We start from the raw sequence: 25,976 nt of genomic DNA on the forward strand, positions 1-25,976 counted from the left end.
AGATGCAGCAGAACCTCCCAGCCATCAGCGGAACGAGAAGTTCCGGCATGCCCATGCTCAGGCTGTGCTGTGAGTGAGCGCAAGCCGTATCCCAGCGACCTGTCGGACGCCCGATGGGCCCTGATCGAACCGACGTTGACGGCCTGGCGCAATGCCCGTCTCGAACGTCGCCCCACCGGCCAGCCGGCGAAAGTCGACCTGCGCGACGTGTTCAACGCGCTCCTCTACCTCAACCGCACCGGAATCCCCTGGAAATACCTCCCGCACGACTTCCCCGGCCACGGCACCGTCTACTTCTACTACGCCGCCTGGCGCGACGAGGGAATCTTCACCCAGCTCAATTACGACCTCACCGCCCTGGCCCGCGTCAAGGAAGGCCGGAAGCCCGAGCCGACGGCCTCCGTGATCGACACCCAGAGTGTCAAGACCTCCACCAACGTGCCCGTGACCAGCCAGGGAACCGATGCCGCGAAGAAGATCGTGGGCAGGAAGCGAGGCATCCTCACCGACACCATCGGCCTGATCCTCGCCGTGACCGTCACCGCCGCCGGCCTCTCCGAAAACGCCCTGGGGATACGCCTCCTCGACCAGGCGAAAAACACCTATCCAACCATCGCCAAGAGCTGGGTCGACACCGGCTTCAAGAAGACCGTCGTCGAACACGGCGCGAAACTTGGGATCGATGTCGAAGTCGTCGACAAAAACCCAGGAACCCGCGGCTTTCACGTCCTGAAAAGACGTTGGGTGGTGGAGCGGAGCATCGGTTGGATCATGATGCACAGACGACTTGCCCGCGACTACGAGACCCTCGCCGCCAGCTCCGAAGCCATGATCCACATCGCTTCGATCGACAACCTCGCCAAGCGCATAACGGACGAGGTCACGCCAACCTGGCGAGGAACCTACTAGGGCATAAGTGGCAACCCGGTCACATTAAATGCCCTCTCAGGCCAGGGGGCACGTCAAGCCGTCCGTCAATCAGGGGCGCGGCATGCCGTCGAGGACCGCTTGGAACGCGTCGGTGACCGGACAGAGCGCGTTGTCGAGCTCGTCGATGTTGACCGCCGCTGCGCCCGCTGCGGCCCACTGCCGGAGCACCGCGACGTAGGCCGCCTGCACGGCTCCGCCGATCGCGGCCGGAACCGGAGCGCTCGCGTCGAGTCCCGTGCGCTCCTCCACGTAGCCGCTTACCACCTCGGCCCATACGCGCCAATGCGCAGCAGTCTCCGCGACGAGCGCGGCGTCCCGGTCGAGTACCCGGAAGCGATCGAGCCACGAGGTCGGTGCCGCCGCCTCGGACAGCTGTGTCGACCGGACGACCGCCGACCGCACGGCAGCCATCACGGGCGCGTCGTCGGCGTCATGGAGCGCTGATCGCAGTCGTTCGACGGCACGATCGAACTCGCTCCACACGATCCCCGCCTTCGAGCCGAAGTAGCGGAACAGCGTCGAGCGTCCGACGCCGCCCGCGATCATGATGGCTTGCAGTGTCGTTGCCTCATAGCCATCACGGAGCAGGAGTTCGAAGGCGATCTCCGTGAGCGCCTCGCGGGACGAGGCCGGGGGTCGTCCGCGGCGAGGACGGGAGGTAGTCATCATCCGAGCGTAGGGCAGGGTATTTTTGGGACTGGGTACCATTATAGATTCAGTGGTCGGTCACACACCGGCCATCCGCCGGGAGAAAAGTGCTGAAGGAGCGAATGATGCGCGCATGGCAGTTCACCGAAGTCGGAGCACCCCTCACGCTGAACGAGGTGCCGACGCCGACGCCGGCCGCGGACGAACTCGTGGTGCATGTCCGCGCCGCTGGGCTCTGCCACAGCGACATCGGGTTCCTCGACGGCACACTGACGCCGCTGCTGCCGTTCCGTCCGATCACGCTCGGCCATGAGATCGCGGGCGTCGTCTCCGCCGTGGGATCCGACGTCACCCAGTTCACCGTCGGTCAGAAGGTCGTCATCCCCGCGGCCATCGAAGGACCGGGCACCTCGAAGAACGGCGGGTTTGCGGACGAGGTTGTCGTCCTCGAACGACTCGTCGTCCCCCTGCCCGAGGGAGTGCCGTTCGACCAGGCGGCAGCTGCCACGGACGCAGGTCTCACCTCGTACCATGCGGTCTCGGTGCAGGGAAAGGTCACTGCTGGCTCCCGGGTCGGGATCATCGGCCTCGGCGGGCTCGGCTCACTCGGCGCGCAGGCTGCGCGCGCACTTGGCGCGACGCTGTTCGTCGCCGAGAAGAACGAACGCGTTCACGACTTCGCACGCTCGCTCGGCGCTGAGAGGGTCGCGAACGACATCACCGACTTCGCCGGCGAGGACCTCGACGTGGTCATCGACTTCGCCGGCTTCGGAACGACCACCGACGGCGCGATCCGCTCCGTCCGCCGGGGCGGCCGGATCGTCCAGGTGGGCCTCGGCCTCGCCCGAGCCGAGATTGACCTGCAGGCACTCACCCTCAACGAGGTCGAACTTGTCGGCTCGCAGGCCGGAACGAAGGAGGACTGCGCGGCGGTGCTGGACCTCGTCGCCGAAGGAAAGCTGTCCTCGCGCATCACCGAAATCGGGTTTGAGGAGATCGCCGACGGGATCGGCCGGCTCGAGCGCGGCGAAGTCATCGGGCGGCTGGTTGCCACGTTCGGATGACATAAAACAGCGTGACTGGCGCTGTCACAGTATTGGGTGCGTAAGTTTCTGACGGCCCGCCGGGGCTTGAGCGCCGGCCCGAAACCCCGGCCCCACCACGCCCCGACGCGCCGTCAGAGACCCACGTAATCAACAACGTGACAGTGCGCCCCTGGAGCGCTTCGGTGAGGTCGGCAAACGGTTGGCTGGGCGTTGTCACGTTGGTTGACCGGGTGGGATGATCTTCGGGTTGATCAGGCTGCGAGGGGTCGTCTGTGGACAGCGCACCGTCGTACAGAAGGCACCGGTACCCGGTCGAGATCATTGCCCACTGCGTGTGGTTGTACTTCCGCTTCCCGCTGTCGTTCCGCGAGGTGGAGGAGCTGATGCTTCAGCGTGGTGTGCTCGTCTCGTATGAGACGGTGCGGCGCTGGTGTGGGAAGTTCGGCCAGGCCTACGCAAACGGACTACGCAGTCGCCGGCCCCGGCCCCGGCCCGGCGACACATGGCACCTGAACGAGGTCTTCATCAAGGTCAACGGTGAGCTGAAGTACCTGTGGCGGGCCGTCGACGCCGACGGCAACGTGCTGGACATCCTCGTGCAGAACCGGCGGGACACCGCCGCGGCCAGGCGGTTCTTCCGCCGCCTGATACAGAAGACCTGTTCGGTGCCCCGGGTGGTCGTCACCGACAAGCTCCGCTCCTACGGCGCCGCCCATCGCGAGGTCATGCCCTCCGTCGAGCACCGCAGTTCGAAGTACCTCAACAACCGGGCGGAGAACAGTCACCAGCCCACGCGGCAGCGTGAACGCGCTATGAAGGGCTTCCGCTCTGTCGGCGGGGCACAGCGATTCCTGTCCGCGTTCAGCGGCATCTCACCCCACTTCCGGCCCCGACGCCACCTGATGACAGCCTCCGGCTACCGAGCTGAGATGACCGTCCGCTTCGCCATCTGGGACCAGATCACCGGCGCCGGCCGGCCCACCACGGCCTGAACACAGGCCCGAGCCGCAAGCCCCCACGCCCCGACACACCTTCAGGCAACGACCCACCCGACAACGTGACAGCGCCGCCGGTACTCAAGCCCCTCATCAGCGGTCTGTCGATGCCTTCGGTCCCGGTGACACCACCCCCGGATCATGAACGACAAGGGGGGAGGTCATGCCGGGCCCGAAGGCCGGAGGCCCCATTGCGGAGCCACGAAGAAGGTAACGGGGGTGGGAGGCCCGCAGTCGGAGTGCGGGAAACGGATGAATGCCCGCCCAGCCGGGAATAGCGGGCCCGGGTCGCTGTTGATCACACCATGACTTCTGAGACACGCGAGGCATTCGGACGGGTCGGCATCTGGAGCAGTGCCCTGCACGGATCGCGGGCAAACGACGCGGGCAAAGAGGCGATCGCGGACGCGGTCGCCGAGCTCGAAGAGCTGGGGTACGGCACTCTCTGGATCGGGGGCAGTCCCTCGCCCGACGACGCCGCGGCTGTCGTCGCCGCCACCCACACGGTCACCGTGGCCACCGGCATCCTCAGCATCTGGGACCACACCGCCGAGGAGGTGGCGGCGCGAATCGCAGCGATCGACGCGAGCGCGCGCGGGCGATTCGTCCTCGGCCTGGGCGTCAGCCATGGCCCGATGGTGCCGCAGTACGCGAAGCCGTACAGCGCGATGGTGGCCTACCTCGACGCACTCGACGCCGCCACCCCACCCGTGAACTCCGGACATCGAATCCTCGCGGCGCTCGGCCCGAAGATGCTGAGGCTCGCGACCGGCCGGGCGCTGGGCGCACACCCCTATCTCGTCACCACCGAGCACACGGCGGAGGCACGCGAGGTGCTCGGCCCCGACGCGCTGCTCGCCCCGGAGCTGTCGGTAGTGCTCGACACCGACCTCGACCGGGCCCGCACCACTGCGCGGAACATGCTGGGGATGTACCTTCGACTGCCCAACTACACCGACAACCTGCTGCGCCTGGGGTTCGCGGAGAGCGACTTCGAGGGCGGCGGCAGCGTCCGTCTTCTCGACGCCCTCTTTGCCCTGGGCGACGCCGAGCACGTGAAGGCCCGGACGCGGGAGTACCTTGACGCCGGCGCCGACCACGTCGCGCTCCAGGTGCTCACCGCCGACGAGGGCGGCGCCGGCCTGCCGCGGGCCGAATGGCGTCAGCTGGCCGGGGCACTCGCCGACGAACTGTAGAGGACGGCACGCACGGGCAGCCGGAGATGGGGGTGCTGCCACTGTTGACTCTCATCTCGTTGAGCTGGTCAATCTCACGAGGCGGACGAATGCTTCTCAACCAACGCCAGTAAAGTACCAGCTCAGCACCGCTCAGGCCCGACACCAAAGTGACCCAGCAGCACGGCAACGGAGCGAAAGCCAGCACGTGAAAAAGACTACGGATACGCCGGATGACGAGGAATTCGCTTCCGCCTGCGGCCGGGCGTGGGACATTCTGATCCCCGCCCGCTCCCGCCGAAATCCCAGTTTTTCTGATGCGTTCGGGATGTTCGAACTGGCAGCCTGCGGACAGGTGGGCGGGGTACCGAAGCTCGGAGGGCCTCAGCGCGCGACGCGTGACCGCCCATGCCGATGTTCGGGACAACAAGGACCAACTGCACCTCGCCGGTGGCGAACAGCTCGAGGTGCCCGCACTTGGGGCAGCGGAACGCCTCTATCTGTCGCCGGGGCCGACTCATCCGCTTGGCACCCCCCCGAAAATCTCCCGCTCCAATGCGCCCTCGATCCAGCGCGAGTACCTGCGCGAGTGCAGTGGTTGAGTCCGATGTCCCGGTCCGCGGGGAGCGCCACGGACCGGGACTCCGGGCCGGAGCCGGCGGGATCACCAGCATCCCTGTCCCGCGGGGTCCGCGGACGGCCCCGCGGGTGAGAGGTGGCATCCGGGCCCGTACGAGGAGTCGGCGCTGAGCAGGGCCGCCCCCAGCGGGGTGAGGACATGGGTCACCGTGTTCGCTGTCCGCAGGGATGCGATCAGCCCGGCTTCCCGGAGGGCCGTCGCGTTGCGACTGGCCGTGGGCGCGGCGAGGCCGGTCCGCCGGGCCAGTTCACCCGTCGTGCAGCCCTCCTCGACCATGCGGAGGGTCAGCGCACGACCCGGGCCGAGCACGCGGGCCAGGGCGCGGTCCGCGGCCTGGCCGGTGCGGGCGACCGTCCACCATCCCGCCCCTCGGGAGACGGGATAGACGAGCGTCGGGTCGAGGGTCGGATCGATGAGGGCGACCGGGGTGCGCCAGCAGAAGACCGACGGGATCAGGAGCAAGCCCCGGCCGTCGAGGTGGACGTCACGCTCGACCGGGTAGTCGGCTTCCAGCACGGGCGAGTTCCAGCGGAGGGTCGGTCGCATGCTGTGCAGCAGGCCATCAGCTCCCCCGTCGAGCAGGGAGCGTGCGCGCACCGCCCGGTCTGCTTCGACGAGGGCCCGGATCCGGGGCCAGTACGGGGCGATCGCCACGCGGTGGTAGCCGAGCAGCGCGTGGCCGAGGTTGGTGACGGCAGCCAGGTCGCCTTCGGCCAGGGGGCGTATCCATGCCGGCAGGGCGGGAAGGACCGCCAGCTCCGCGCGTAATCGCTGGGCCGGGGTGGCGAGAACGGCGTCGACTCCTACCTCCGGGCCATGCATCCCTTCCGGCGGGGTGAGGAAGTCCGGGAAGTCACTGCGAGGCGGGGCGAGGCAGCGGATCAACTGAGCGTGTCCGGGGGCGAGGTGGCGGAGTCGAGCCCGGGTCCGCGCGCGCCAGGGGTCGAAAACCGCCTGCCCGTCGCGGTTGCCGAGCAGGTTGGCGCTGAGTACCGCCTCCCATAGGGGGTCCGGCCCCGGCGCCACCTTCGTACGGAGCAGGTCCTCAGTGGTGAAGTGGACTCTCAACATGCGACGTCCCGTCCCCTCGTCTCCTCTCGGCCCGGCAGAATTCTGCATGCCGTGCGCCGTACTGACCATGGTTATTGCAGCCAGAGGGAAAGTCGTGGCCCAAGGCTCCTCCTCCCGACACTCTGGGCGCACGACAGGGTCCCCGAACCCGACCCCCTTCGGAGGAGAGTTCATGCGCAAGGTAAAGGCTGCGGTTGCCGCGGCCACGACGTTCGCGGCAGGCATGATCGCACTGGCGCCCGCGAGTCCCGCTGCGGCCGCGACCCCCACATGCGACTGGGTGGCCTCGTACAGCGGAGCCTGGGTTCCCGTCTATCGGACGGGTACCAACGTCAACTGCAACCTGGTGCAGGGCACATACGGCGAAGCCGTCCGGCAACTGCAGACGACGCTCAACAAGTGCTACAAAGCGGGTCTGACGGTGGACAAGTCGTTCGGCCCCGCCACCCGGAACGCGCTCATCAAGGCCCAGCAAGCGGCCGGTACGCCGGCGGACGGGGAATATGGCCCGAACACCCGCAAGGCGATCAAGCACGAGCCGCTCAGCGGCAGCACGAACTGCGTCCGCGTTCCCTGAGGAACCTGACCGACCCCATGTGAGCCCCGGAGGCCTCGTCACCCGGCTCCACGCAGAGGCGATGCCCGGCGCCTCCGGCATCCGAAGCGGTGCCGGAGGCGCCTCGGCCTGTCCGGCGACAGCAGCACCGGGCACCTGGCCCCGGAGACCAGTTGCTCCGGGGTCCGGGAGAACCATGCCGGGGCCGTGCGGTCCTGGCCCGGCTCGGGGTCGGCTTCCGCAGTGTCGGCCTGGTCTGGGCGGACGCCGGATACACCAACTCCGTTGCCTCCAGGACCGTTACTCAGCGCTACACGCCACTGGCCGTAGCTATGCAAGCACAGGGCCGTGATCCCCGTGGGTTCAGGGAAACCGAGGACTCTTCAGCTCGACCCCCCGGGCCCAACGGTGTGCTTCAGGTCTGTGCATCCGTGGGTTCGGTCGGAACACGAGAGTGCTGAGCGAGCAGGAGGGCTTCGGCCGTGACATCGGCGTCGACCTGCGCCGGTGTTCTGTCGCTGTATTCGAGGGTGTCGTACTCGTCATCGAGTTCCGCGAGCCGTTCGGTCAGCGGCAGCTCGTGTCCGAAGCGCTGGTGGATCCGGAAGGCCAACTCTCGTGGGGTCAGCTCGCCGGTCAGCATCCGGGCGGCAAGTGCTCGTGCGGCGGCTTCCTGGCCGCCAACGCTGCCAGGCGGACAGAAAGCGAGTCCCAGTTCGCCGAGTGCTGGGGGAAGGAGCTCGGGGACGTCGTAATCCGCCTCCGCGCGTGTGCAAGCGGCAAGGATCCGCAGGGCGGGACCGTCGAGGCCGGCAACGAGTGCATCACAGGCGGCGTTGACGACGTCAATGGCACGGCTCTCGCCGGTGCTCCAGAGAACGGCATGGTCCTGAAGCGCGCGGGCTGCTGATTCGGTCGACGGCATCTGTCCATGATCTCGTCACAAGGTGGACCAGGGCGAACGCATTTCGTCACTGTGATGCCTGCTCGGCGGCCTCTCCCAGAAGTGCGCGAGCCGAGTCCGCGTAGCGGATGGCGGTCTTCTCGTCGATGCCGAAGGCGAGGTGGAGTGGGTCGGCGCCATGGGTGAGGGCCTCTTCGAGCTGGCGGTCGACGCGGAGCCGTTCGAGGGTGGCGGTGAGGTTGCGGGTGGCCCGGGTGGTCCAGAGCTTGCCGGCCGGGCCGAGTTCGACGGCGGTCTTCTGGGGGATCAGCAGGTGAGGGCTGGCCGTGGTCGGCCAGCGGCTGCGCCGGTAGTCGAGCCAGTCCAGGAGAGCACGGCGGGTGAGGTCGTCGAGCGGGCGGATGTGACCGCCGACGGTGATGCGCCGGTTGCCGATGTCCACATCGTCCAGCAACATCGTGCGGATCGTCTTGAGCCGTGCCGCGTGGACGGCGGCCAGGGCGATGATGAGCTGGAGGTCCGGGGTGGTGGCGGTGGCAATGACCTGGTCGAGGGCCTGGATCACGCGGCCGGCCTGCCGGGGGACACGGATCCGGATCGTGGGGTCGCGGAAGATCCACCCGTTCTTCTTCGCCTGCCGGAACAACGCCCTGGGTAGCCAGGCCGACGCCGTTGCGTTCCATGGTCTGGATGAAGTCCTCAACGACCTTGTGGTCGAAGGTGTTCATCCGCCGACTGCCCAGCAGCGAGTCCAGATGCACCACCGACGCCGGCCCCGGATCCCGCTGCCCGGCCTTCCACTCCGCGGTGTACTCCTCGAACCGCATCGCCCCGCACTTTGCCGATCCGGTCCACCCTCGCCTGAGCACGTGGCGCCGCCTTCATCGCGTTGTAGACCTTCGTCAAACGCGCGACGGCCTCGTCCTGGGTCGCAAAACCAGACTCCTTCACCTGCTTCCCGGCCGCAGACCGATACCGGATCTTGTAGGAGTGCGGGCACTCCGACCACCGCGACCGCGGATGCTCACACTCCTTGAAGAACGACCCCGTCCCGCGAACCAACGCAGCGGAAATCACGGTTGCTGATTCTTCCAGGACCGATGCTGACAGTTTGCTGACCGTCAGCAGTTCAGAAAGCCGCTGACCTGCACTGATGCGTGCAGCATTCGCTATGTTCTGGAACGGGATCGGCCGCACCCAGGAAGAGATCGAACAGGCACGCCAGGACTGGATGACCGGCACCCGCTTCGGCGAGGTGAAGGGTTACGACGGCGCCCCACTGCCCGCCCCCGAGCTGTCGTCGGTGCCGCTGAAGCCGCAGGGAAGGGTGCGTTGACCTGCGGGAACGCCTGAGTCCTGGTGGCTGGTGGGCGGGAGGTGGTCGGGCGCTGCCTCCCGCCTTCCGGTCGCTCGCGGGAGGACGGCTGAGCGGGGTGCGGACCGGAGCCGGGATGGCAGGCGGTTCCCCGGTGTGGCCGTCTGTGAGCAGCTGTGGCCGGGCTCTTGCCGACCTGATGCTGACTTCACTGACGCCTCGTCAGCTGAGATCGAGGCACTCTTCTCGCAGCTCCCTCGCGCGCGGTGGCCTTTGCGGATTCGGTGCCGGCCGGACGAATGCCGACCCGGTGGGATCCGGTGACGAGCGTGGCCAGGCGCTCCTCTTTCGGGGAATCCGCTGTGACTGCCCGGGTGTTCACGAGATGTTCCCTTCCGCCAGTGCGCGCAGTCCCGCCGCCGCGAGCAGGGGCACCGCGTCGCCGACCGTTTCGAATCCGTGGCCGATGGTCATTCCGGCCTGGTGGCGGGCGTGGATGCCTTCGGCGATCACGGCGATCTTGAAGTAGCCGAGGCCGAGGTAGAAGGCGAGCCGTCCCAGATCCCGGCCGGAGACGCGGGCGTAGTGCTCGGCGAGGTCGCGGGGGGAGGGGAGCCGGTTGCTGGTGGAGGCGGCGGAGCCGCCCAGCACCGGGTCGAACGCGGGGTCCCGGTAGGCCAGGGTCATGCCCAGGTCGGCGAGCGGGTCGCCGATGGTGGCCATCTCCCAGTCGACGAGGGCGCGGATCGTACCCGGGTCGGCCGGATCCAGGATGGCGTTGTCGATGCGGTAGTCGCCGTGGACGACGGCCGCGCCGCTCTCGGCGGGCGCCTCGGCGGCCAGGCGCCGGTGGAGGGTGTCGATGTCGGGCAGGTCGCGGGTGGCGACGCGTGACCACTGGTCGCGCCAGCGCCGGACCTGCCGGGTCAGGTAGCCCTCGGGCCGGCCGAAGCCGGTGAGCCCGGCCTCCTCGTACGGCACGGCGTGCAGCCGTGCGAGCACCTCGACGAGGGCGCCGGCGCAGTGGTCGATGTCCCTCTGGGAGAGGGCGTGGAGGTCGTCGTGGGTGCGCAGCACCGTGCCCGCCACGTGGGAGACGACGCAGAACGGCGCGCCGAGCACCCCGGGGTCCTCGCACAGCGCCACCGTCCGGGCGACCGGTATGCCGGTGCCCTGCAGCGCGGCGACGATCCGGTACTCGCGCCCCACGTCGTGCGCAGACGGCGTCAGGACGCCGAGCGGGGGGCGGCGCACGACCCACCGGGAGCGGCCGTCGGTGACCAGGTAGGTCAGGTTGGAGCGGCCGCCGTGCAGCAGTTCGGCCCGCAGCGGCCCCGCGGTCTCCGGCACACGGGCTTCGAAGTACTGCTGGAGGGCCGCCAGGTCCAGGCCCTGGGGGCTCGTCGCCTCGGAGCTCACGGCTGCGCTCCCGCGGTCCGGCCGTCCAGGTGGCGTCGGACGACCCGGCGGGCGATCGCCCAGCGGTGGGTCTCGGAGGGGCCGTCGTAGATGCGGAACGGGCGCACCTCGCGCAGGAAGCGGGAGAGCAGGATGTCCCCGGAGACGCCCAGCGCGCCGCAGATCTGCAGCGACCGGTCGACGACGCGCCACACCGCCTCGGCGGTGAACGTCTTGGCGATCGCGGTGGACTGCGCCCCGGAGCGGCCCTGGTCCAGCTCCCGGCAGGCCTGCAGGATCAGTCCGCGCGAGGCGGCGACGTCGATCTCGTTGTCGGCGATCATCTGCTGGACCATGCCGAGTTCCGCGAGCCGGGAGCCGAACAGTTGCCGGTCGGCGGCGCGGGCCACCGCGATGTCCTGGGCGCGGCGGGCGATGCCCAGCCAGCGCATGCAGTGCGTCATCCGGGCGGGGCCGAGCCGGACCTGCGCGTACTCGAAGCCCTTGTCGACCTCGCCGAGCACCGCCTCGTCCGGCACGACGCAGTTGTCGAAGAGCACCTCGCAGTGTCCGCCGAAGAAGGCCTCGTCCAGGGTGTCGATGTGCCGCACGATCTTCATCCCGGGGTTGTCGGCGTCGACGAGAAACATCGTCGCCCCGCCCCGGGCCCCGGGTTCGCCGGAGGTGCGGGCCATGCAGATCGCGTACGCCGCGCCGTCCGCGCCGGTGATGAACCACTTGCGGCCGTCGATCCGCCAGCCTTCGGGCACCTTCTCGGCGCGGGTGGTCAGTGCCGAGGGGTCCGAGCCGGCGCCGGGCGCCGGCTCGGTCATCGCGAAGCACGACCGCACCCGCCCCTCGGCGAGTGGGCGCAGGTAGCGCTCCTTCTGTTCCGGGGTGGCGATCGCCTCCAGCATGTGCATGTTGCCCTCGTCGGGGGCCGCGATGTTCAGGGCGAGTGGACCGAACAGCGAGTAGCCGGCCTCTTCGAACACCAGCGCGCGACCGCGCATGTCCAGACCGTGGCCGCCGTATTCCGAGGGGACGTGCGGGGCGAAGACCCCGGCCCCGCGTGCGGCCTCCTGAAGGCGCGTCCGCAGTACCTCCCCTCCGGTGGCGGGGACCCCGCCGTGCTCCTCCTCGGCCGGGATCACCACCTCGCGGACGAACTTGGCCGTCCGGCGGGCGAGATCTACGACCTCGGGGCTGTGGTCCGGGTTCACGGGCAACGGTGCCTCCTGACGCCAGGCAGGTTCGTGCACTGCGCGACCCGGCAGCCTGGCTAATAGACGTTAGCCACATGAGAGCGGGCTATTGCGCTGCTTGTCAAGGGCAGCAGGGATTCACCCCCCTGGTTGTCTTCAGATCCCGCTAACATGTACTAGCCGAATCTCGCAGCCCACGCCGAGGAGTCTTCCGTGCCGCAGCCCCGTATCCATCGAGACACTGCTGCGAACCGGCCCGACGGCACCTCGCGCGCCCACGCGATCCGCGCCGCAGCCCTGGAACTGTTCACCCAGCGCGGGTACCAGGCCACCACCATGGCCGACATCGGTGCGGCCGTCGGTGTCCGCGGGCCGAGCCTGTACAAACACGTCAGTTCCAAACAGGCGCTGCTCGCGCAGATCATGATCGGCACGATGGACGCGCTGCTCACCGCCCACCGGACCGCCGTCGCCGGGACCGAGGACCCCGCCGAACGGCTCAGGCGCGCCACCGAGGCCCACGTCCGCTACCACGCGCGGCACCGACTCGAGGCATTCGTCGGCAACCGGGAGATCCGCAGCCTCGAGGAACCGCACAGCACCGCGGTCCTGGACCGGCGCGACACGTACGAGAAGGCGTTCCGCGAGCTGGTCGAGGCCGGGGTCGCCGCGGGACGCTTCCACGTCGCCTCGGCCCGCCTGGCCTCGTACGCGATCCTGGACCTCGGGATGGGCGTGGCCGTCTGGTACCGCGAGGACGGAGAGCTGACGGAAGATCAAATCGTGTACCAGTACGGAGACTTCGCCCTCCTCCTGGTGGGCTCCGGGTGACCTGTTCGCGCCGGCTTTTGGGTGCGGGCCCGGGCCGGGAACGGGAAGGGCACGTCCGCCGGGACGGCGGAACCGTCCTGCGCCCCACGGCTCCCACCCGTGCCCGGGCGGGGAAGACGAACGGTTGACCCAAGGTCACTCGACGACGGCGTCCGACCGCCGTGAGGCTGATCGTCCGCGAGGTCGCGTCGCCGGGGACAGTGGACGGCGAGCCGTTCCCCTCGGCCCCGGTGCGGGCGGTGGCCGGGCGGCTGGCATGATCACGGCTTTGCTGGGCCTGCCCGGCGTCGAGCAGGCGTGCAAGGACCTGGCCGGGCTGACGGTGGCGGCGCACGGCCCGATGGCCGGCTGAAGCCGCGCCGAGTTCCCCCACTGGGCCGCGCAGAGCGAGTCCTGCGGCACCCGGGAGACGGCGCTGGAACGCTACGGCACCAGCGTCGTGCGGGACTTGATGGGCCGTGACGGCTGCCGGAACGCGGTCCGTGTCGGGGTCGGCGGGGACTTGAGTGCCGACATGAAGGTCACCGATCCCTATGGACGGCACCGGGTGATCCAGTGCGAGCACCGGCGCAGCGGCTTGGCCGGCTCTGCCGGGGGCACGCCGGACCTCTAGGTCCTCAACGGCACCGCCCGCTCCGTCCGTGGCGCCGACATTGAGGTGATCGTGACGAAGATTGGGTTCCCGCACCAGCCGTAACCTTCGCCCCACAGCAGTGCCTCCACGTGGTCGACCGCGCTGTCGTGAACATCCTGCGGCCGCATCCGGCCGCACCGGATGGCGTCCCGCCGGGTGGTGCAGCCGCTCAAGGCGCCGGAATCCGCAGGTCGGGGACGGTGGCTCCGCCGGGCCGGGCGTTCGACTCGCCTCAGCAGGGCGCTTCATGGACTGCCGCCTCTCCGGAGATCGTCAGGGGCCTCGTACCGGAACGCGTAACGCTTGATCCCCTGCACCACGATGCGGGACACGACCCCGCACCGGCGACGCCGGGTTCACCGGACGTCGGTTTCCGGTGCGGCCCCGCCCGTTCGGGTGCTCTCCGGGCTGCCGTACGCGTGCCGACCGCGGCCGGGCCTACGTCTGCCTGGACGTCGAGTGGCGCCCCGTATGCCGGGCTGCGACACCGTGCCCGGGTCGGCCTGTCCCCGTCGTGACCGGGAGTCGGGCAGGCTCTGCCGCTTTTTCCCCGGCCGGCCCCGTCTTTGGGGCCGGCCCCCGCGCTCCGCCGCCTCGCGATGGTTCCGTGAGCCTCCCCGCCCCCGGGCCGGTGCGTCCCGGCTCCGAAGACGCCCGGACGGGGGGGAACCGTCTTCTTCGCGGAGGGGGTGGCGGTGGACGAGGGGGAGAGTTAATCTACAGCCATAAGGTTATTTGGTTGCGGCGGACGGAAGGTCCGCGACTGCTTGAGAGGTGAGAGCGGTGCCGGCGAACGAGAGTGTGCACGAACTGGTCGTCCGACGGCGTGACCGGGTGGCCCAGGACGTGGTGCGTCTGACCCTGGCGCGGCCCGACGGCGGCGACGTGCCGACGTGGGAGCCGGGCGCGCACCTCGACCTGCTGCTCGACGACGACCTGGTCCGTCAGTACTCCCTGTGCGGCGACGAGTCGGACCGGTCGCAACTCCAGGTGGCGGTCCTGCGTGAGCCGGCCGGTCGCGGCGGCTCGGCGCACGTGCACGACCGGCTGGCCGAAGGGGACGTGGTGCGGGTGCGCGGCCCCCGCAACAACTTCGCCCTCGTGGACAGCCCGGAGTACCTCTTCGTCGCCGGCGGCATCGGGATCACCCCGCTGCTGCCCATGATCCGCCGCGCGGAGGCGGCCGGAGCCCGCTGGACCCTGCTGTACGGCGGGCGGACGCGCTCCAGCATGGCCTTCCTCGACGTGCTCGCCGAGCAGCCCGGCGACCAGGTGCGCGTCCAGCCGCAGGACGAGTGCGGACTGCTGGACCTGGAGTCGGTGCTGGGGGAGCAGCGGGACGACGTCGCGGTGTACTGCTGCGGACCGGAACCGCTGCTGGCGGCGGTGGAGAAGCTCACCGCGTCCTGGCCGGAGGGGAGCCTGCACCTGGAGCGCTTCGCCCCCAAGGAGTTCGAGGACGCCCCCGAGCCGGGGAGCTTCGTGGTGAAGTTGGCCCGCTCCGGCACCACGCTGACCGTGCCCGCCGACCGCTCCCTCGCCGACGTGCTGGACGACGCGGGGGCCGCGCTGACCACCTCCTGTCGCGAGGGCACCTGCGGCACCTGCGAGACCCCGGTGCTGGAGGGGCGTCCCGACCACCGTGACTCCCTGCTCTCCGAGAAGGAGCGGCAGGAGGGCAGGACGATGATGCCGTGCGTCTCCCGCTGCCTCTCCGCGACCCTGGTGCTCGACCTGTGAGCGGCGGGGTGGTCCGGCGCCCGGCGACCCCCGTGGGCGCCGAGGGACCCACCGGCCGTCCGACGCCGTCCCCACGTCCGGGACCTTCCGCCCGGACGGCCCGTCCCCTTCCGCCGCGACACCGCGGTCGTCCTTCCCCGCCCACGCGGACCGAGGTCGCTCGGTCGATCCGCGCGGTGCCCACCTTGCCCCGAACGAGGAGAACCGATGGACACTGACCTTTTCGAGCCCGACCACGAGGCGTACCGCGAGACCGCGCGGTCCTTCGTCCATCGGGAGGTCGTGCCGAACATGCAGCGCTGGGACGAGGAGCGCTGCGTGGACCGGGAGACCTGGAAGAAGGCGGGTCGCGCCGGACTGGTGGGCCTCTCGGTGCCGGAGCGCTTCGGCGGCGCGGGAGAGCCCGACTTCCGCTACCGCGTGGTGCTGTGCGAGGAGATCGCCCGCGTCGGCGCTTCCTCGCTGCAGTCCTCCTTCAGCACCAACGACGACATCGTCCTCGGATACCTGCTGAACCTCGCGACGGAGGAGCAGCAGGAGCGGTGGCTGCCCGGCTTCGTCACCGGGGAGACCGTCGGGGCGATCGCGATGAGCGAACCCGCGGCCGGAAGCGACCTGCGGGGCATCACCACCACCGCCGTCCGCGACGGCGACCACTGGGTGCTCAACGGCTCCAAGACCTTCATCACCAACGGCATCCTGGCCGACCTGATCGTGCTCGTGGCGCGGACCGACCCGGACGCCGGCAGCAAGGGCTACAGCCTCTTCGTGGTGGAGCGCGACACCCCCGGCTTCACCCGCGGGCGCAAGCTGGACAAGGTCGGCCTGCAGGCGCAGGACACCGCGGAGCTGTTCTTCGAGAGCGCCCGCGTCCCGGCCGCCAACCTGCTCGGCCCGGTCGGCAGCGGCCTGGCCTCCCTGATGCAGAACCTGCCCCGCGAGCGCCTGGGCATCGCGGTGGCCGCGCAGAGCTCGGCGGAGGCGGCGTTCCGCTGGACCCTCGACTACGTCCGTGAGCGGCAGGCGTTCGGCAAGGCGATCGCGGAGTTTCAGAGCGTCGGCTTCACCCTGGCCGAGCTGCGCACCAGCATCGAGGTGAGCCGCGCCTACCTGGACCGCTGCGTCAGGGCCGTCAACGCCGGAACGCTGAGCGCGGTGGACGCCGCCAAGGCCAAGTGGTGGGCCACCGACATGCAGTGGAAGGTCATCGACGCCGGTGTCCAACTGCACGGCGGCTACGGCTACATGAAGGAGTACCCGATCGCCCAGGCGTTCATGGACGCCCGCATCCAGCGGATCTACGGCGGCACGAACGAGATCATGAAGGAGATCATCAGCCGCGATCTGGTGCGCAACTCCTGACCATCGGCGCGACCGCGGGCCACAACCCCTCGCCGTCCGCGCGCGAACGATCCGATCGCGCGCGGACGGGGGCCCGCGGTACGGCGTCGAGGAACCTCCGGCGGGCACGTGCGGGTGCCCGCCGGAGCCGGACCGGGCGGGACGGCGCAAGGGGCGCCGTCCGCCGGACGGACGACACGCGGCGGCAAGGCGACGGCCGGGCGCGGTGACGGGCGAAGGCCCGCACCGACGGCCGGGGCGACGAGACACGACGGAGCGGGCATGACGAAGCGTTGGGGCATCACACTCCCGGTGGCGGGACTCTCGATCGCGGACCAGAAGGAGTTGGTCGCCTCCCTGCCCGACCTGGGCTACACCGATGTCTGGTCGGCGGAGGCGGACGAGACCGACGCCTTCACCCCGTTGGCGCTGGCCTCCGCCTGGGCGCCCCGGCTCCGGCTGGGCACCGCGATCGTGCCGGTCTTCACCCGGGGGCCCGCCACGCTGGCGATGAGCGCCGCGACCCTGGCCGCGGCCGCGCCGGGACGGTTCGCCCTGGGCGTGGGCACCTCCTCCGACGTCATCGTCGAACACTGGAACGACATCCCCTTCGAGGAGCCCTACAAGCGGGTCCGGGACACCGTGCGCTTCCTGCGCGCCGCCCTGCGCGGAGAGCGGGTGGACGAGACCTACGAGACCTTCGCGGTCCGGGGCTTCACCGCCCGGCTCGTCCCCGAGGAGCCGCCGCCGGTGCTGATCGCCGCGCTGCGCCCCGGCATGCTGCGGCTGGCCGGCCGGGAGGGGGACGGGGCGATCGTCAACTGGCTCTCCGCGCGCGACGTGCGCACGATCGCGCCTTACGTGCGCGAGCGCGACCCGGCCAAGGAGATCGTCGCGCGGATCTTCGTGATGCCCGGCGCGGACCCCGAGACGGCCCGCGCCCTGGGCCGAAGGATGATCACCGCCTACCTCAACGTCCCGGTCTACCGGGCCTTCCACGAGTGGCTGGGCCGCGATGATGCCCTGGGACCGATGTGGCGGGCCTGGGGTGAGGGGGACCGCCGGGCGGCGCTGCGCGCGGTGCCCGACGAGGTGGTGGACGAACTGGTGATCCACGGCCCCGCCGAGCACTGCCGGGAGCGGATCGGTGAGTACGTCGACAACGGGGTCACCACGCCCGTGATCCACCTCGTGGGGGACCCGCAGGACCCCGTGCGCGCCGTGCGTGACCTGGCTCCCGACGGCTGAGCGGGTGCGGGTGCCGGGCCGGGCCTCGCGGGCGACGGACCTGCGCAGGGGCTGGCACCGGAACCCCCGCGCCCCTATGATTATCTATAGTCATTAGTTTAATGAAGGCAGGCTGCCCTCGCGCTTCGGCGCCCGTCGCCGTTCTCGCGAGCCTGCCGCGCACCCGCGCCGCCGCGCGCCCCTGGAGCCTGTCACCCCTGCCCGTCAGGGAGCCGGCACGTCCCGGCGGAACGGCCCACCCAGCGAGGCGGAAGAAACGAGGGAACTCCATGGAACTGGACCGACGGCAACTCTTCATCGGCGGACGGTGGACCGAGCCGGCCGACGCGAGCGGCCAGGACGTCATCGAGGCCGCCACCGGCAAGGTGCTCGGCCGGACCGCGATGGCCTCCGCCGCGGACGTGGACGCCGCCGTGGCGGCCGCCCGCACCGCGCTCGCCGGCCCCTGGGGGAGCATGCCCGCCCAGGAGCGGGCGGACCTGCTGGACCGCTTCGCCGCCGCGCTGAAGGCCCGCGGACGCGAGATCGCCCCGCTGGTCAGCCGCGAGAACGGGATGCCCCTGTCGCTCTCGATCCCGGTCAACGGGTTCAGCGCCTCGATGACCGTCGCCTACTACGCGCGACTGCTGCGCGAACTGCCCGAGACGGACGTGCGGCCGAGCCTCATCGGAGAGACCGTCGTGCGCCGCGAGCCGGTGGGCGTCGTCGGCGCCATCACGCCCTGGAACTACCCGCAGTCACTGGCCGCCATGAAGATCGGACCCGCGCTGGCGGCCGGCTGCACGGTGGTCCTCAAGCCGGCCCCCGAGACCGCGCTGGACGCCTTCTACTTCGCCGACGCCGCACAGGAGGCCGGACTCCCGCCCGGCGTCCTGAACGTCCTGCCGGGCGGCCGCGAGGCCGGGGAACAGCTCGTCTCCCACCCGGGCGTCGACAAGATCGCCTTCACCGGCTCCACGGCGGCGGGCCGCGCCATCGGCGAACAGTGCGGACGACTGCTGCGCCCGGTCACCCTCGAACTGGGCGGCAAGTCCGCCGCGATCCTCGCCGAGGACGCCGACCTGGCCGCCTTCACCGCCGCACTGCTGGACGTCAGCCTCACCAACAACGGCCAGACCTGCCACGCCAGCACCCGCATCCTGGCCCCCGCCGCCCGCTACGAGGAGATCGTCGACGCGGTCACCGACACCGTCCGCGCCCTGCGCGTCGGCGACCCGCTCGACAGGGCGACCGAGGTCGGCCCGCTCGTCAGCGCCGCCCAGCGGGACCGCGTGCGCGGCTACGTCGACCTCGGCGTGCGCGAGGGCGCCCGACTCACCACCGGCGGCTCGGCACCCGTCGACGGCCTGACGGACGGCTGGTTCGTACGGCCCACCGTCCTGGCCGACGTGGACAACGACTGGCGGGTGGCGCGCGAGGAGATCTTCGGCCCCGTGCTGTGCGTGATCCGCTACGAGGACGAGGACCACGCCGTCGCCCTCACCAACGACTCCGACTACGGACTCGGCGGCACGGTCTGGACGGCCGACCTGGACCACGGCATGGACCTCGCGGCCCGCATCCGCACCGGCACCATCGGCGTCAACCAGTACGGCGTCGACCTCCAGGCCCCCTTCGGCGGCGTGAAGGCCAGCGGCCTGGGACGCGAGATGGGACCGGAGGGGCTGGCCCCCTACCACTCCCTGAAGTCGGTCTACCGACCCGCGCAGGCCGCGACCGCCTGAGCCCGGCGCACGGGCCGCACCGGCGACAGCCGACCGGCCCCACCCGTACACCACAGGAGACAGGACACCCATGAGCAACTCGAAGGAGACGGCCGCGGCGGCCGCGACGCTGGAGCGGCGCGGCCACGTGGGCATCATCACCCTGAACCGGCCGCAGGCCATGAACGCGGTGAACGCCGCCCTCTCCGCCGCCGTCGGCGCGGCACTGGAGGAGATCGCCGCCGACCCCGACCTGCGCGTCGGCGTGATCACGGGCGCGGGCCGGGCGTTCTGCGCGGGCGCCGACCTGAAGGAACTCGCCGCCGGACGGCCGGTGTCGGCCGAGGACCACGAGGAGTGGGGCTTCGCCGGACTGGTGCAGCACCCCATCGACAAGCCCCTGATCGCCGCCGTCAACGGATTCGCGCTCGGCGGCGGCACCGAGATCGTCCTCGCCTGCGACCTCGTGGTCGCCGCCGAGGAGGCCCGCCTGGGCCTGCCGGAGGTCAAGCGCGGCCTCATGGCGGCCGCCGGCGGCGTGTTCCGCATGCCCCGACAGGTCCCCGCCAAGGTGGCCGCCGAACTCCTCTACACCGGCGAGCCGATGACCGCCCAGACCGCCCTGGAATGGGGACTGGTCAACCGCGTCGTGCCCGGCGAGCACGTGCTGGCGAGCGCGCTGGAACTGGCCGAGTCCATCGCCGCCAACGCGCCCCTGTCCGTGCAGAGCACCAAGCGGCTCCTGCGCGAGAGCCACGCCTACGGCTCGGACCTGGACCCGCAGCTGTGGACGCTCAACAACAAGGAGATGGGCGCCCTCATGGCCAGCGAGGACGCCAAGGAAGGCCCGCGCGCCTTCGCCGAGAAGCGCGCACCCCGCTGGACCGGCCGCTGACCTACGGTCCTTGACCACCCCGGACGCCCGCACAGCGACCCCGCGGACGTCCGCACCCCACCCCCGTCCGCACCTCTCCCAGGAAAAGGAAGTCCCATGAACGACGCCGTGATCGTGGATGTGATCCGTACCCCCTCGGGCAAGGGCAAGCCCGGCGGGCAGCTGTCGGGCATCCACCCGGCCGACCTCCTCTCCCGGGTGCTGCGCGCCCTGGTGGAGCGCAACGACCTCGACCCCGCACTGATCGAGGACGTCATCGCCGGCTGCGTCTCCCAGTCGGGCCAGCAGACGATGAACATCGCCCGCAACGCGATCCTCGGCGCGGGCCTGCCCGAGTCCGTCCCCGGCACCACCATCGACCGCCAGTGCGGCTCCAGCCAGCAGGCCGCGCACTTCGCCGCGCAGGGCGTCATGTCGGGCGCCTACGACATCGCCATCGCCTGCGGCGTGGAGTCGATGAGCCGGGTGCCGATGTTCAGCAGCTCGCAGGGCCAGGACCCGGCCGGCCCCGCGGTCGCCGCCCGCTACCCCGAGGGCCTGGTCAACCAGGGCATCTCCGCGGAGCTCATCGCCGCCCGCTGGAAGCTGGACCGCGACGCCCTGGACTCCTTCTCCGCCCGCTCGCACGCCCGGGCCGCCGCCGCTACCGCCTCCGGCGCCTTCGACAGCGAGATCCTGCCGATCACCGTCACCGACGCCGACGGCACCGAGCGCACCCTGACCACCGACGAGACCGTGCGCGCCACGACCACCGTCGAGGGACTGGGCGGCCTCAAGCCCTCGTTCCGCGACGAGGCCATGGGCGCGCGCTTCCCGGAGATCGACTGGTCCATCACCCCGGGCAACTCCTCCCCGCTGACCGACGGCGCCTCCGCCGCCCTGATCATGAGCGCGGCCAAGGCCGAGGCGCTGGGGCTGCGTCCCCGGGCCCGCTTCCACTCCTTCTCGGTGACCGGCTCCGACCCGCTGCTCATGCTCACCGGCGTCATCCCCGCCACCGAGAAGGTCCTGGCCCGCGCCGGCCTCGGCATCGACGACATCGACGCCTACGAGGTCAACGAGGCGTTCGCCCCGGTCCCCATGGTCTGGCAGCAGGAACTGGGCGCCGACCCCGAGCGCCTGAACCCGCGCGGCGGCGCCATCGCCCTGGGCCACCCGCTGGGCGGCTCCGGCACCCGCCTGCTGACCACCCTGCTCAACCACCTCGAGGCCACCGGCGGCCGCTACGGCCTGCAGACCATGTGCGAGGGCGGCGGCATGGCCAACGCCACCGTCATCGAGCGCCTCTGACCCTCCCCCTTTCACCCACCTCGTAAGAAGAAGGGAACAGCCGTGGACATCAACGGCAGCGTCGCCCTGGTCACCGGCGGAGCCTCGGGCCTGGGCCTGGCCACCGTCGAGAAGCTGGTCGCCTCCGGAGCCAAGGTCGTCATCGTCGACCTGCCCTCCTCGCCCGGCAAGGAAGTCGCGGAAAGGCTCGGCGACGGCGTCGCCTTCGCCCCCGCCGACGTCACCAGCGAGCAGGACATCACCGCCGCGCTGGACGTCGCCCAGGAACTGGGCACCCTGCGGGTGGCCGTCAACTGCGCCGGCATCGGCAACGCGATCAGGACCGTCGGCAAGCAGGGGGCCTTCCCGCTGGCCGACTTCACCAAGGTCCTCCAGGTCAACCTGATCGGCACGTTCAACGTGATCCGCCTGGCCGCCGAGCGCATCAGCCGCGCCGAGGAGATCGACGGCGAGCGCGGCGTCATCGTCAACACCGCCTCCGTCGCCGCCTTCGACGGCCAGATCGGCCAGGCCGCCTACTCCGCCTCCAAGGGCGGCGTCGTCGGGCTCACCCTGCCCGTCGCCCGCGACCTCGCCTCGCTGAAGATCCGCGTGGTCACCATCGCGCCCGGCCTGTTCGAGACGCCGATCCTGTCCGGACTGAGCGACGACGCCAAGGCCTCGCTCGGCGCGCAGATCCCGCACCCCGCCCGCCTCGGCAACCCCGTCGAGTACGCGGCGCTGGCCGCGCACATCGTGGAGAACCCGATGCTCAACGGCGAGACCATCCGCCTGGACGGCGCCATCCGGATGGGTCCGCGCTGACCTCCCGTCCCCCTGGCGTCCACGGCTCCGCACCTGCGTCGCGGACCCGTGGACGCCGTCCCCGCCCGGCACCGCCGGTGCACCCACCCGGCTCCCCACGGAAGGGAACCCCGTCATGCGCATCGGCATGAAACTGGACTACAGCGGCGGCTTCGTCGAGGCCGTCGAGGAACTGCGCGACCTGGAGCGCGTGGGGCTGGACGTCGTCTACGTCGCGGAGGCGTACAGCTTCGACGCCGTCAGCCAGCTCGGCTACATCGCCGCCAAGACCGAACGGCTGCGGATCGCCTCCGGCATCCTGCCGATCTACTCCCGCACCCCCACGCTGATGGCCATGACGGCCGCCGGACTCGACTACGTCTCCGGCGGGCGCTTCACCCTCGGCCTGGGCGCCTCCGGCCCGCAGGTCATCGAGGGCTTCCACGGCCTGCCCTACCAGGCGCCGCTCGGCCGCACCCGCGAACTGGTCGAGATCTGCCGCAAGGTCTGGCGCCGCGAGGCCGTCGTCCACGAGGGCAAGCACTACCGCATCCCGCTGCCCGCGGAGCAGGGCACCGGTCTCGGCAAGCCGCTCAAGCTGATCAACCACCCGCTGCGCGCCCGCATCCCGGTGCTGCTCGCCGCCATCGGCCCCAAGAACGTGTCGCTGGCCGCCGAGATCGCCGAGGAGTGGGAGCCGATCTTCTTCCACCCCGGCAAGGCGGCCGAGGTCTTCGGCCCCGCGCTGGACGAGGGCCGGGCCCGACGCGACCCGGAACTGGGCGAGTTGGGGATCAGCATCGGAGTACCCGCCGCCGTCGGCACCGACACCGAACAGGCGCTGCACGCGGTCCGCGCCCAACTCGCTCTCTACATCGGCGGGATGGGTGCCAAGGGCAAGAACTTCTACAACGACCTGGCCTGCCGCTACGGCTACGAGGAGGAGGCCGGGCGTACCCAGGACCTCTACCTGGCCGGGCGCAAGGAGGAGGCAGCCGCGGTGCTGCCCGAGGAACTGGTACGCGCCCTGTGCCTGGTGGGCACGGAGGACGAGGTCGCCGAGCGGCTCGCCGCCTACGCCGCGGCCGGCGTCACCACCCTGTCCCTGCAGCCGGTGGGCCCCGACGCGAGCGACCGGGCCGCGCGCATCGCGCTCGTCGAGCGGGTCGCCGCACTCGCCGCCGGCTGACCGGCTCCCCCCCCCCGCACGTAACGTCGACAAACCCGCCCCGCACGCCGCGGGGCTCGAGGAGGACATGATGCCCGGACCTTTGGACGGCCTGCGGGTGGTGGAGTTGGGGGGTCTCGGGCCGGGTCCGCACGCGGCGATGCTGCTCGCGGACCTGGGTGCGGACGTGGTGCGGGTGGAGCGCCCGCGCGGGGGTCTGCGCACGGTGCCCGAGGGCGCGGCGGACTGGCTGCTGCGGGGCAGGCGTTCGGTGGCGGCCGACCTGAAGGACCCGGCGGGTCTGGAGGTGGTGCGGGCGCTGGTGGAGCGGGCCGACGTGCTGGTGGAGTGTTTCCGCCCGCAGGTGGCCGAGCGTCTCGGGATCGGGCCGGAGGCGTTCGTGGAGCGCAATCCCGGTCTGATCTACGCCCGGATGACCGGGTGGGGGCAGGACGGGCCGTGGGCGCAGCGGGCCGGGCACGACATCAACTACCTGTCGGTGACCGGTGTCCTGCACGCCATCGGCACCTCCGGCGCCCGCCCCACCGTCCCCCTCAACCTGTTGGGCGACTTCGGTGGCGGTTCCCTCTACCTGGTGATGGGCATCCTGGCGGCCCTGCACGAGCGGCACCGTTCGGGCACCGGCCAGGTCGTGGACGCCGCGATCGTGGACGGCACCACCTCGCTGGCCCAGATGATCTGGGCGTTCCGCGGCACCGGCGTGTGGGACGACACCCCCGCCTACAACCTCCTCGACTCCGGCGCCCCCTTCTACGACACCTACGCCTGCGCCGACGGCCGGCACGTCGCCGTCGGCGCCCTGGAACCCCAGTTCTACGCCCGTCTGCTGCAAGGGCTGGGCCTGGAGGCGGCCGACCTGCCCGATCCCCAGGACCGGGCGGGCTGGCCCCGACTGCGCGAGACGTTCACCCGTGTCTTCGCCACCCGCACCCGCGACCAGTGGGCCGAGGCCTTCGCCGACACCGACGCCTGCGTCACCCCCGTGCTGACCTTCGCCGAAGCCACCACCCACCCCCACCTCACCGCCCGCACCACCCACATCACCCCCGACGGCATCCCCCAGGCCGCCCCCGCACCCCGCTTCTCCCGCACCACCCCCACCCCACCCACCACCCCACCCACCCCCGGCGCCGACACCCACGCCGTACTCACCGACTGGGGCATTACCCCATGACGCCGGACGCACCCGCACCACGCCCCGAGGAGCCACGATGAGACGAGGCCTGTACACCGCCGACCACGAGGAGTTCCGCGAGGTCGTCGCCGAGTTCGTCCGAAGAGAGGTCGCCCCGAACCTGGAGCGCTGGGACGAGCAGCGTCTCATCGACCGGGACGTCTGGCTCGCTGCGGGCGAACAGGGCCTGCTCGGCCTCGCCGCACCCGAGGAGCACGGCGGGGCCGCCCTGAGCGACTACCGCTACCGCAACGTCGTCCAGGAGGAACTGGCCAAGGTCTTCGCCTCCTCGCTGGCGTCCGGCTTCTCCCTCCAGGACGACATCGCCATCCCGTACCTCACCTCGCTCGGCACCGAGGAGCAGAAGAAGCGCTGGCTGCCCGGGATGGCCGCCGGCAAGCTCATCGGCGCCATCGCGATGACCGAGCCGGGCACCGGCAGCGACCTGCGCGGCATCAAGACCTCCGGCACCCGCGTGGACGGCGGCTGGCTGGTCAACGGCAGCAAGACCTTCATCACCAACGGCATCCAGTCCGACGTGGTCATCGTCGTGGTGCGCACCGACCCGGAGGGCGGCTCGCAGGGCTTCAGCCTGCTGGTGGTCGAGCGCGACATGCCCGGCTTCACCCGCGGCCGCAAGCTCGCCAAGGTCGGCCTGCACGCACAGGACACCGCCGAGCTGTTCTTCGACGACGTGTTCGTCCCGGACTCCCACGTGCTGGGCACCGTCGGCGGCGGCTTCGGCCAGCTGGTCTCGCACCTGCCGCTGGAGCGCCTGTCGATCGCCGCGCACGCCCTCGCGCTCGCCGACGCGGTCCTCGCCGACACCATCGAATACACCCAGCAGCGCGTCGCCTTCGGACAGCCCATCGCGGACTTCCAGAACACCCGCTTCGAACTGGCCGAGCTGAGCACCGAACTCGACGTCACCCGGGCCTTCGTGGACCGGGCCGTTCTGGCCCACGGCGAGGACGACCTCACCGTGGTCGACGCCGCCAAGGCCAAGTGGTGGGCCACCGAGGTGCAGAACCGGGTCGTCGACCGCTGTCTGCAACTGCACGGCGGCTACGGCTACATGCTGGAGTACCCGGTGGCGCGCGCCTTCCAGGACTCCCGTATCCAGAAGATCTTCGGTGGGACCAACGAGATCATGAAGCAGATCATCGGTCGGGACCTCATCGGCCGCAAGTGACCCGCCCGAGCCCCTCGGTGCCCGCGCCACGCCCCTCGGGCGGCGCGGGCACCGGTGCGTGACGAAGGCGTGC

Annotated in this window: 23 protein-coding genes and 1 pseudogene; 18 read left to right on the plus strand and 6 right to left on the minus strand. The window is 70.8% G+C overall.

The features are described from left to right. Window positions 1-69: 69 nt before the first annotated feature. A complete protein-coding gene (locus tag PYS65_RS32065; RefSeq protein WP_279337445.1) occupies window positions 70-909 on the plus strand; it encodes an IS5 family transposase in 840 nt (279 codons plus the stop codon). Window positions 910-978: 69 nt separating this feature from the next. Here the strand turns inward: PYS65_RS32065 and PYS65_RS32070 are convergent, their stop codons facing one another. Next, the gene (locus PYS65_RS32070) at window positions 979-1,596 is read right to left on the minus strand and encodes an acyl-CoA-like ligand-binding transcription factor (protein WP_279337446.1); all 618 of its coding nucleotides are present in this window, start codon (window positions 1,594-1,596) and stop codon (window positions 979-981) included. A gap of 107 nt (window positions 1,597-1,703) precedes the next feature. On the opposite strand from PYS65_RS32070, the gene PYS65_RS32075 reads away from it, so the two are divergent. The 4 genes from PYS65_RS32075 (at window position 1,704) to PYS65_RS32090 (ending at window position 5,396) form a co-directional block, all read left to right on the plus strand. Beyond that, on the plus strand, window positions 1,704-2,642 hold the full coding sequence (locus PYS65_RS32075; RefSeq protein WP_279337447.1) for a zinc-binding dehydrogenase: 939 nt from the start codon (window positions 1,704-1,706) through the stop codon (window positions 2,640-2,642). Between the two features lie 254 nt (window positions 2,643-2,896). After that, entirely contained in the window at window positions 2,897-3,616 is a 720-nt protein-coding gene (locus PYS65_RS32080) for an IS6 family transposase (RefSeq protein WP_279337448.1), read from the plus strand. Between the two features lie 308 nt (window positions 3,617-3,924). Then, complete coding sequence (locus PYS65_RS32085; protein ID WP_279337449.1) at window positions 3,925-4,815, plus strand: LLM class F420-dependent oxidoreductase; 891 nt, start codon at window positions 3,925-3,927, stop codon at window positions 4,813-4,815. A gap of 377 nt (window positions 4,816-5,192) precedes the next feature. Beyond that, complete coding sequence (locus tag PYS65_RS32090; RefSeq protein ID WP_279338176.1) at window positions 5,193-5,396, plus strand: hypothetical protein; 204 nt, start codon at window positions 5,193-5,195, stop codon at window positions 5,394-5,396. 62 nt (window positions 5,397-5,458) lie between these two features. On the opposite strand, the gene PYS65_RS32095 is transcribed toward PYS65_RS32090, so the two are convergent. Further along, window positions 5,459-6,505: an ArsR/SmtB family transcription factor gene (locus tag PYS65_RS32095; protein ID WP_279337450.1), complete on the minus strand. Its 1,047-nt coding sequence runs from the start codon at window positions 6,503-6,505 to the stop codon at window positions 5,459-5,461. Between the two features lie 172 nt (window positions 6,506-6,677). Here PYS65_RS32095 and PYS65_RS32100 point away from each other — a divergent pair, with 172 nt between their 5' ends. Beyond that, a complete protein-coding gene (locus PYS65_RS32100; RefSeq protein ID WP_279337452.1) occupies window positions 6,678-7,082 on the plus strand; it encodes a peptidoglycan-binding domain-containing protein in 405 nt (134 codons plus the stop codon). 394 nt (window positions 7,083-7,476) lie between these two features. Here PYS65_RS32100 and PYS65_RS32105 read toward each other — a convergent pair whose 3' ends face one another. Together PYS65_RS32105 and PYS65_RS32110 are read right to left on the minus strand one after the other, a co-directional pair. Beyond that, window positions 7,477-7,986 carry a hypothetical protein gene (locus tag PYS65_RS32105; RefSeq protein ID WP_279337453.1) on the minus strand — a complete coding sequence of 170 codons (510 nt, stop codon included), beginning with the start codon at window positions 7,984-7,986 and terminating at the stop codon, window positions 7,477-7,479. 46 nt (window positions 7,987-8,032) lie between these two features. Then, on the minus strand, window positions 8,033-8,611 hold the full coding sequence (locus PYS65_RS32110) for a hypothetical protein (protein ID WP_279337455.1): 579 nt from the start codon (window positions 8,609-8,611) through the stop codon (window positions 8,033-8,035). A gap of 525 nt (window positions 8,612-9,136) precedes the next feature. Between PYS65_RS32110 and PYS65_RS32115 the strand changes: the two are divergent. Further along, window positions 9,137-9,301: pseudogene (locus PYS65_RS32115) on the plus strand (pirin family protein); the annotation flags it as partial. 357 nt (window positions 9,302-9,658) lie between these two features. Here PYS65_RS32115 and PYS65_RS32120 read toward each other — a convergent pair. Together PYS65_RS32120 and PYS65_RS32125 are read right to left on the minus strand one after the other, a co-directional pair. Further along, window positions 9,659-10,699, minus strand: a complete 1,041-nt coding sequence (locus tag PYS65_RS32120; RefSeq protein WP_279337456.1) for a phosphotransferase family protein — start codon at window positions 10,697-10,699, stop codon at window positions 9,659-9,661. Further along, window positions 10,696-11,907 carry an acyl-CoA dehydrogenase family protein gene (locus PYS65_RS32125; RefSeq protein WP_279337458.1) on the minus strand — a complete coding sequence of 404 codons (1,212 nt, stop codon included), beginning with the start codon at window positions 11,905-11,907 and terminating at the stop codon, window positions 10,696-10,698. The genes PYS65_RS32120 and PYS65_RS32125 overlap by 4 nt, the downstream gene beginning before the upstream one ends. Window positions 11,908-12,096: 189 nt before the next feature. Here PYS65_RS32125 and PYS65_RS32130 point away from each other — a divergent pair, with 189 nt between their 5' ends. The 11 genes from PYS65_RS32130 to PYS65_RS32185 all read left to right on the plus strand — a co-directional run bounded on the left by PYS65_RS32130 (window position 12,097) and on the right by PYS65_RS32185 (window position 25,903). Then, entirely contained in the window at window positions 12,097-12,714 is a 618-nt protein-coding gene (locus PYS65_RS32130) for a TetR/AcrR family transcriptional regulator (protein ID WP_279337459.1), read from the plus strand. A gap of 1,417 nt (window positions 12,715-14,131) precedes the next feature. After that, complete coding sequence (locus tag PYS65_RS32140) at window positions 14,132-15,088, plus strand: PDR/VanB family oxidoreductase (RefSeq protein ID WP_279337460.1); 957 nt, start codon at window positions 14,132-14,134, stop codon at window positions 15,086-15,088. A gap of 207 nt (window positions 15,089-15,295) precedes the next feature. Next, on the plus strand, window positions 15,296-16,450 hold the full coding sequence (locus PYS65_RS32145) for an acyl-CoA dehydrogenase family protein (RefSeq protein WP_279337461.1): 1,155 nt from the start codon (window positions 15,296-15,298) through the stop codon (window positions 16,448-16,450). A 261-nt stretch (window positions 16,451-16,711) separates the two neighbouring features. Continuing rightward, complete coding sequence (locus PYS65_RS32150; RefSeq protein WP_279337462.1) at window positions 16,712-17,677, plus strand: LLM class F420-dependent oxidoreductase; 966 nt, start codon at window positions 16,712-16,714, stop codon at window positions 17,675-17,677. 269 nt (window positions 17,678-17,946) lie between these two features. Then, the gene (locus tag PYS65_RS32155; RefSeq protein ID WP_279337463.1) at window positions 17,947-19,401 is read left to right on the plus strand and encodes an aldehyde dehydrogenase; all 1,455 of its coding nucleotides are present in this window, start codon (window positions 17,947-17,949) and stop codon (window positions 19,399-19,401) included. A 70-nt stretch (window positions 19,402-19,471) separates the two neighbouring features. After that, entirely contained in the window at window positions 19,472-20,275 is an 804-nt protein-coding gene (locus PYS65_RS32160; protein WP_279337464.1) for a crotonase/enoyl-CoA hydratase family protein, read from the plus strand. A 96-nt stretch (window positions 20,276-20,371) separates the two neighbouring features. Next, window positions 20,372-21,565, plus strand: a complete 1,194-nt coding sequence (locus PYS65_RS32165) for a thiolase family protein (RefSeq protein WP_279337465.1) — start codon at window positions 20,372-20,374, stop codon at window positions 21,563-21,565. Window positions 21,566-21,607: 42 nt separating this feature from the next. Beyond that, window positions 21,608-22,369, plus strand: a complete 762-nt coding sequence (locus PYS65_RS32170; protein WP_016828289.1) for a 3-hydroxyacyl-CoA dehydrogenase — start codon at window positions 21,608-21,610, stop codon at window positions 22,367-22,369. 115 nt (window positions 22,370-22,484) lie between these two features. Beyond that, on the plus strand, window positions 22,485-23,537 hold the full coding sequence (locus PYS65_RS32175) for an LLM class F420-dependent oxidoreductase (protein ID WP_279337466.1): 1,053 nt from the start codon (window positions 22,485-22,487) through the stop codon (window positions 23,535-23,537). A gap of 70 nt (window positions 23,538-23,607) precedes the next feature. Further along, on the plus strand, window positions 23,608-24,711 hold the full coding sequence (locus PYS65_RS32180; protein WP_279337467.1) for a CaiB/BaiF CoA transferase family protein: 1,104 nt from the start codon (window positions 23,608-23,610) through the stop codon (window positions 24,709-24,711). Between the two features lie 37 nt (window positions 24,712-24,748). Next, the gene (locus PYS65_RS32185) at window positions 24,749-25,903 is read left to right on the plus strand and encodes an acyl-CoA dehydrogenase family protein (RefSeq protein ID WP_202279027.1); all 1,155 of its coding nucleotides are present in this window, start codon (window positions 24,749-24,751) and stop codon (window positions 25,901-25,903) included. The last annotated feature ends 73 nt before the right edge of the window (window positions 25,904-25,976 follow it).

It is taken from the genome of Streptomyces cathayae (assembly GCF_029760955.1).
GTDB lineage: Bacteria > Actinomycetota > Actinomycetes > Streptomycetales > Streptomycetaceae > Streptomyces > Streptomyces cathayae.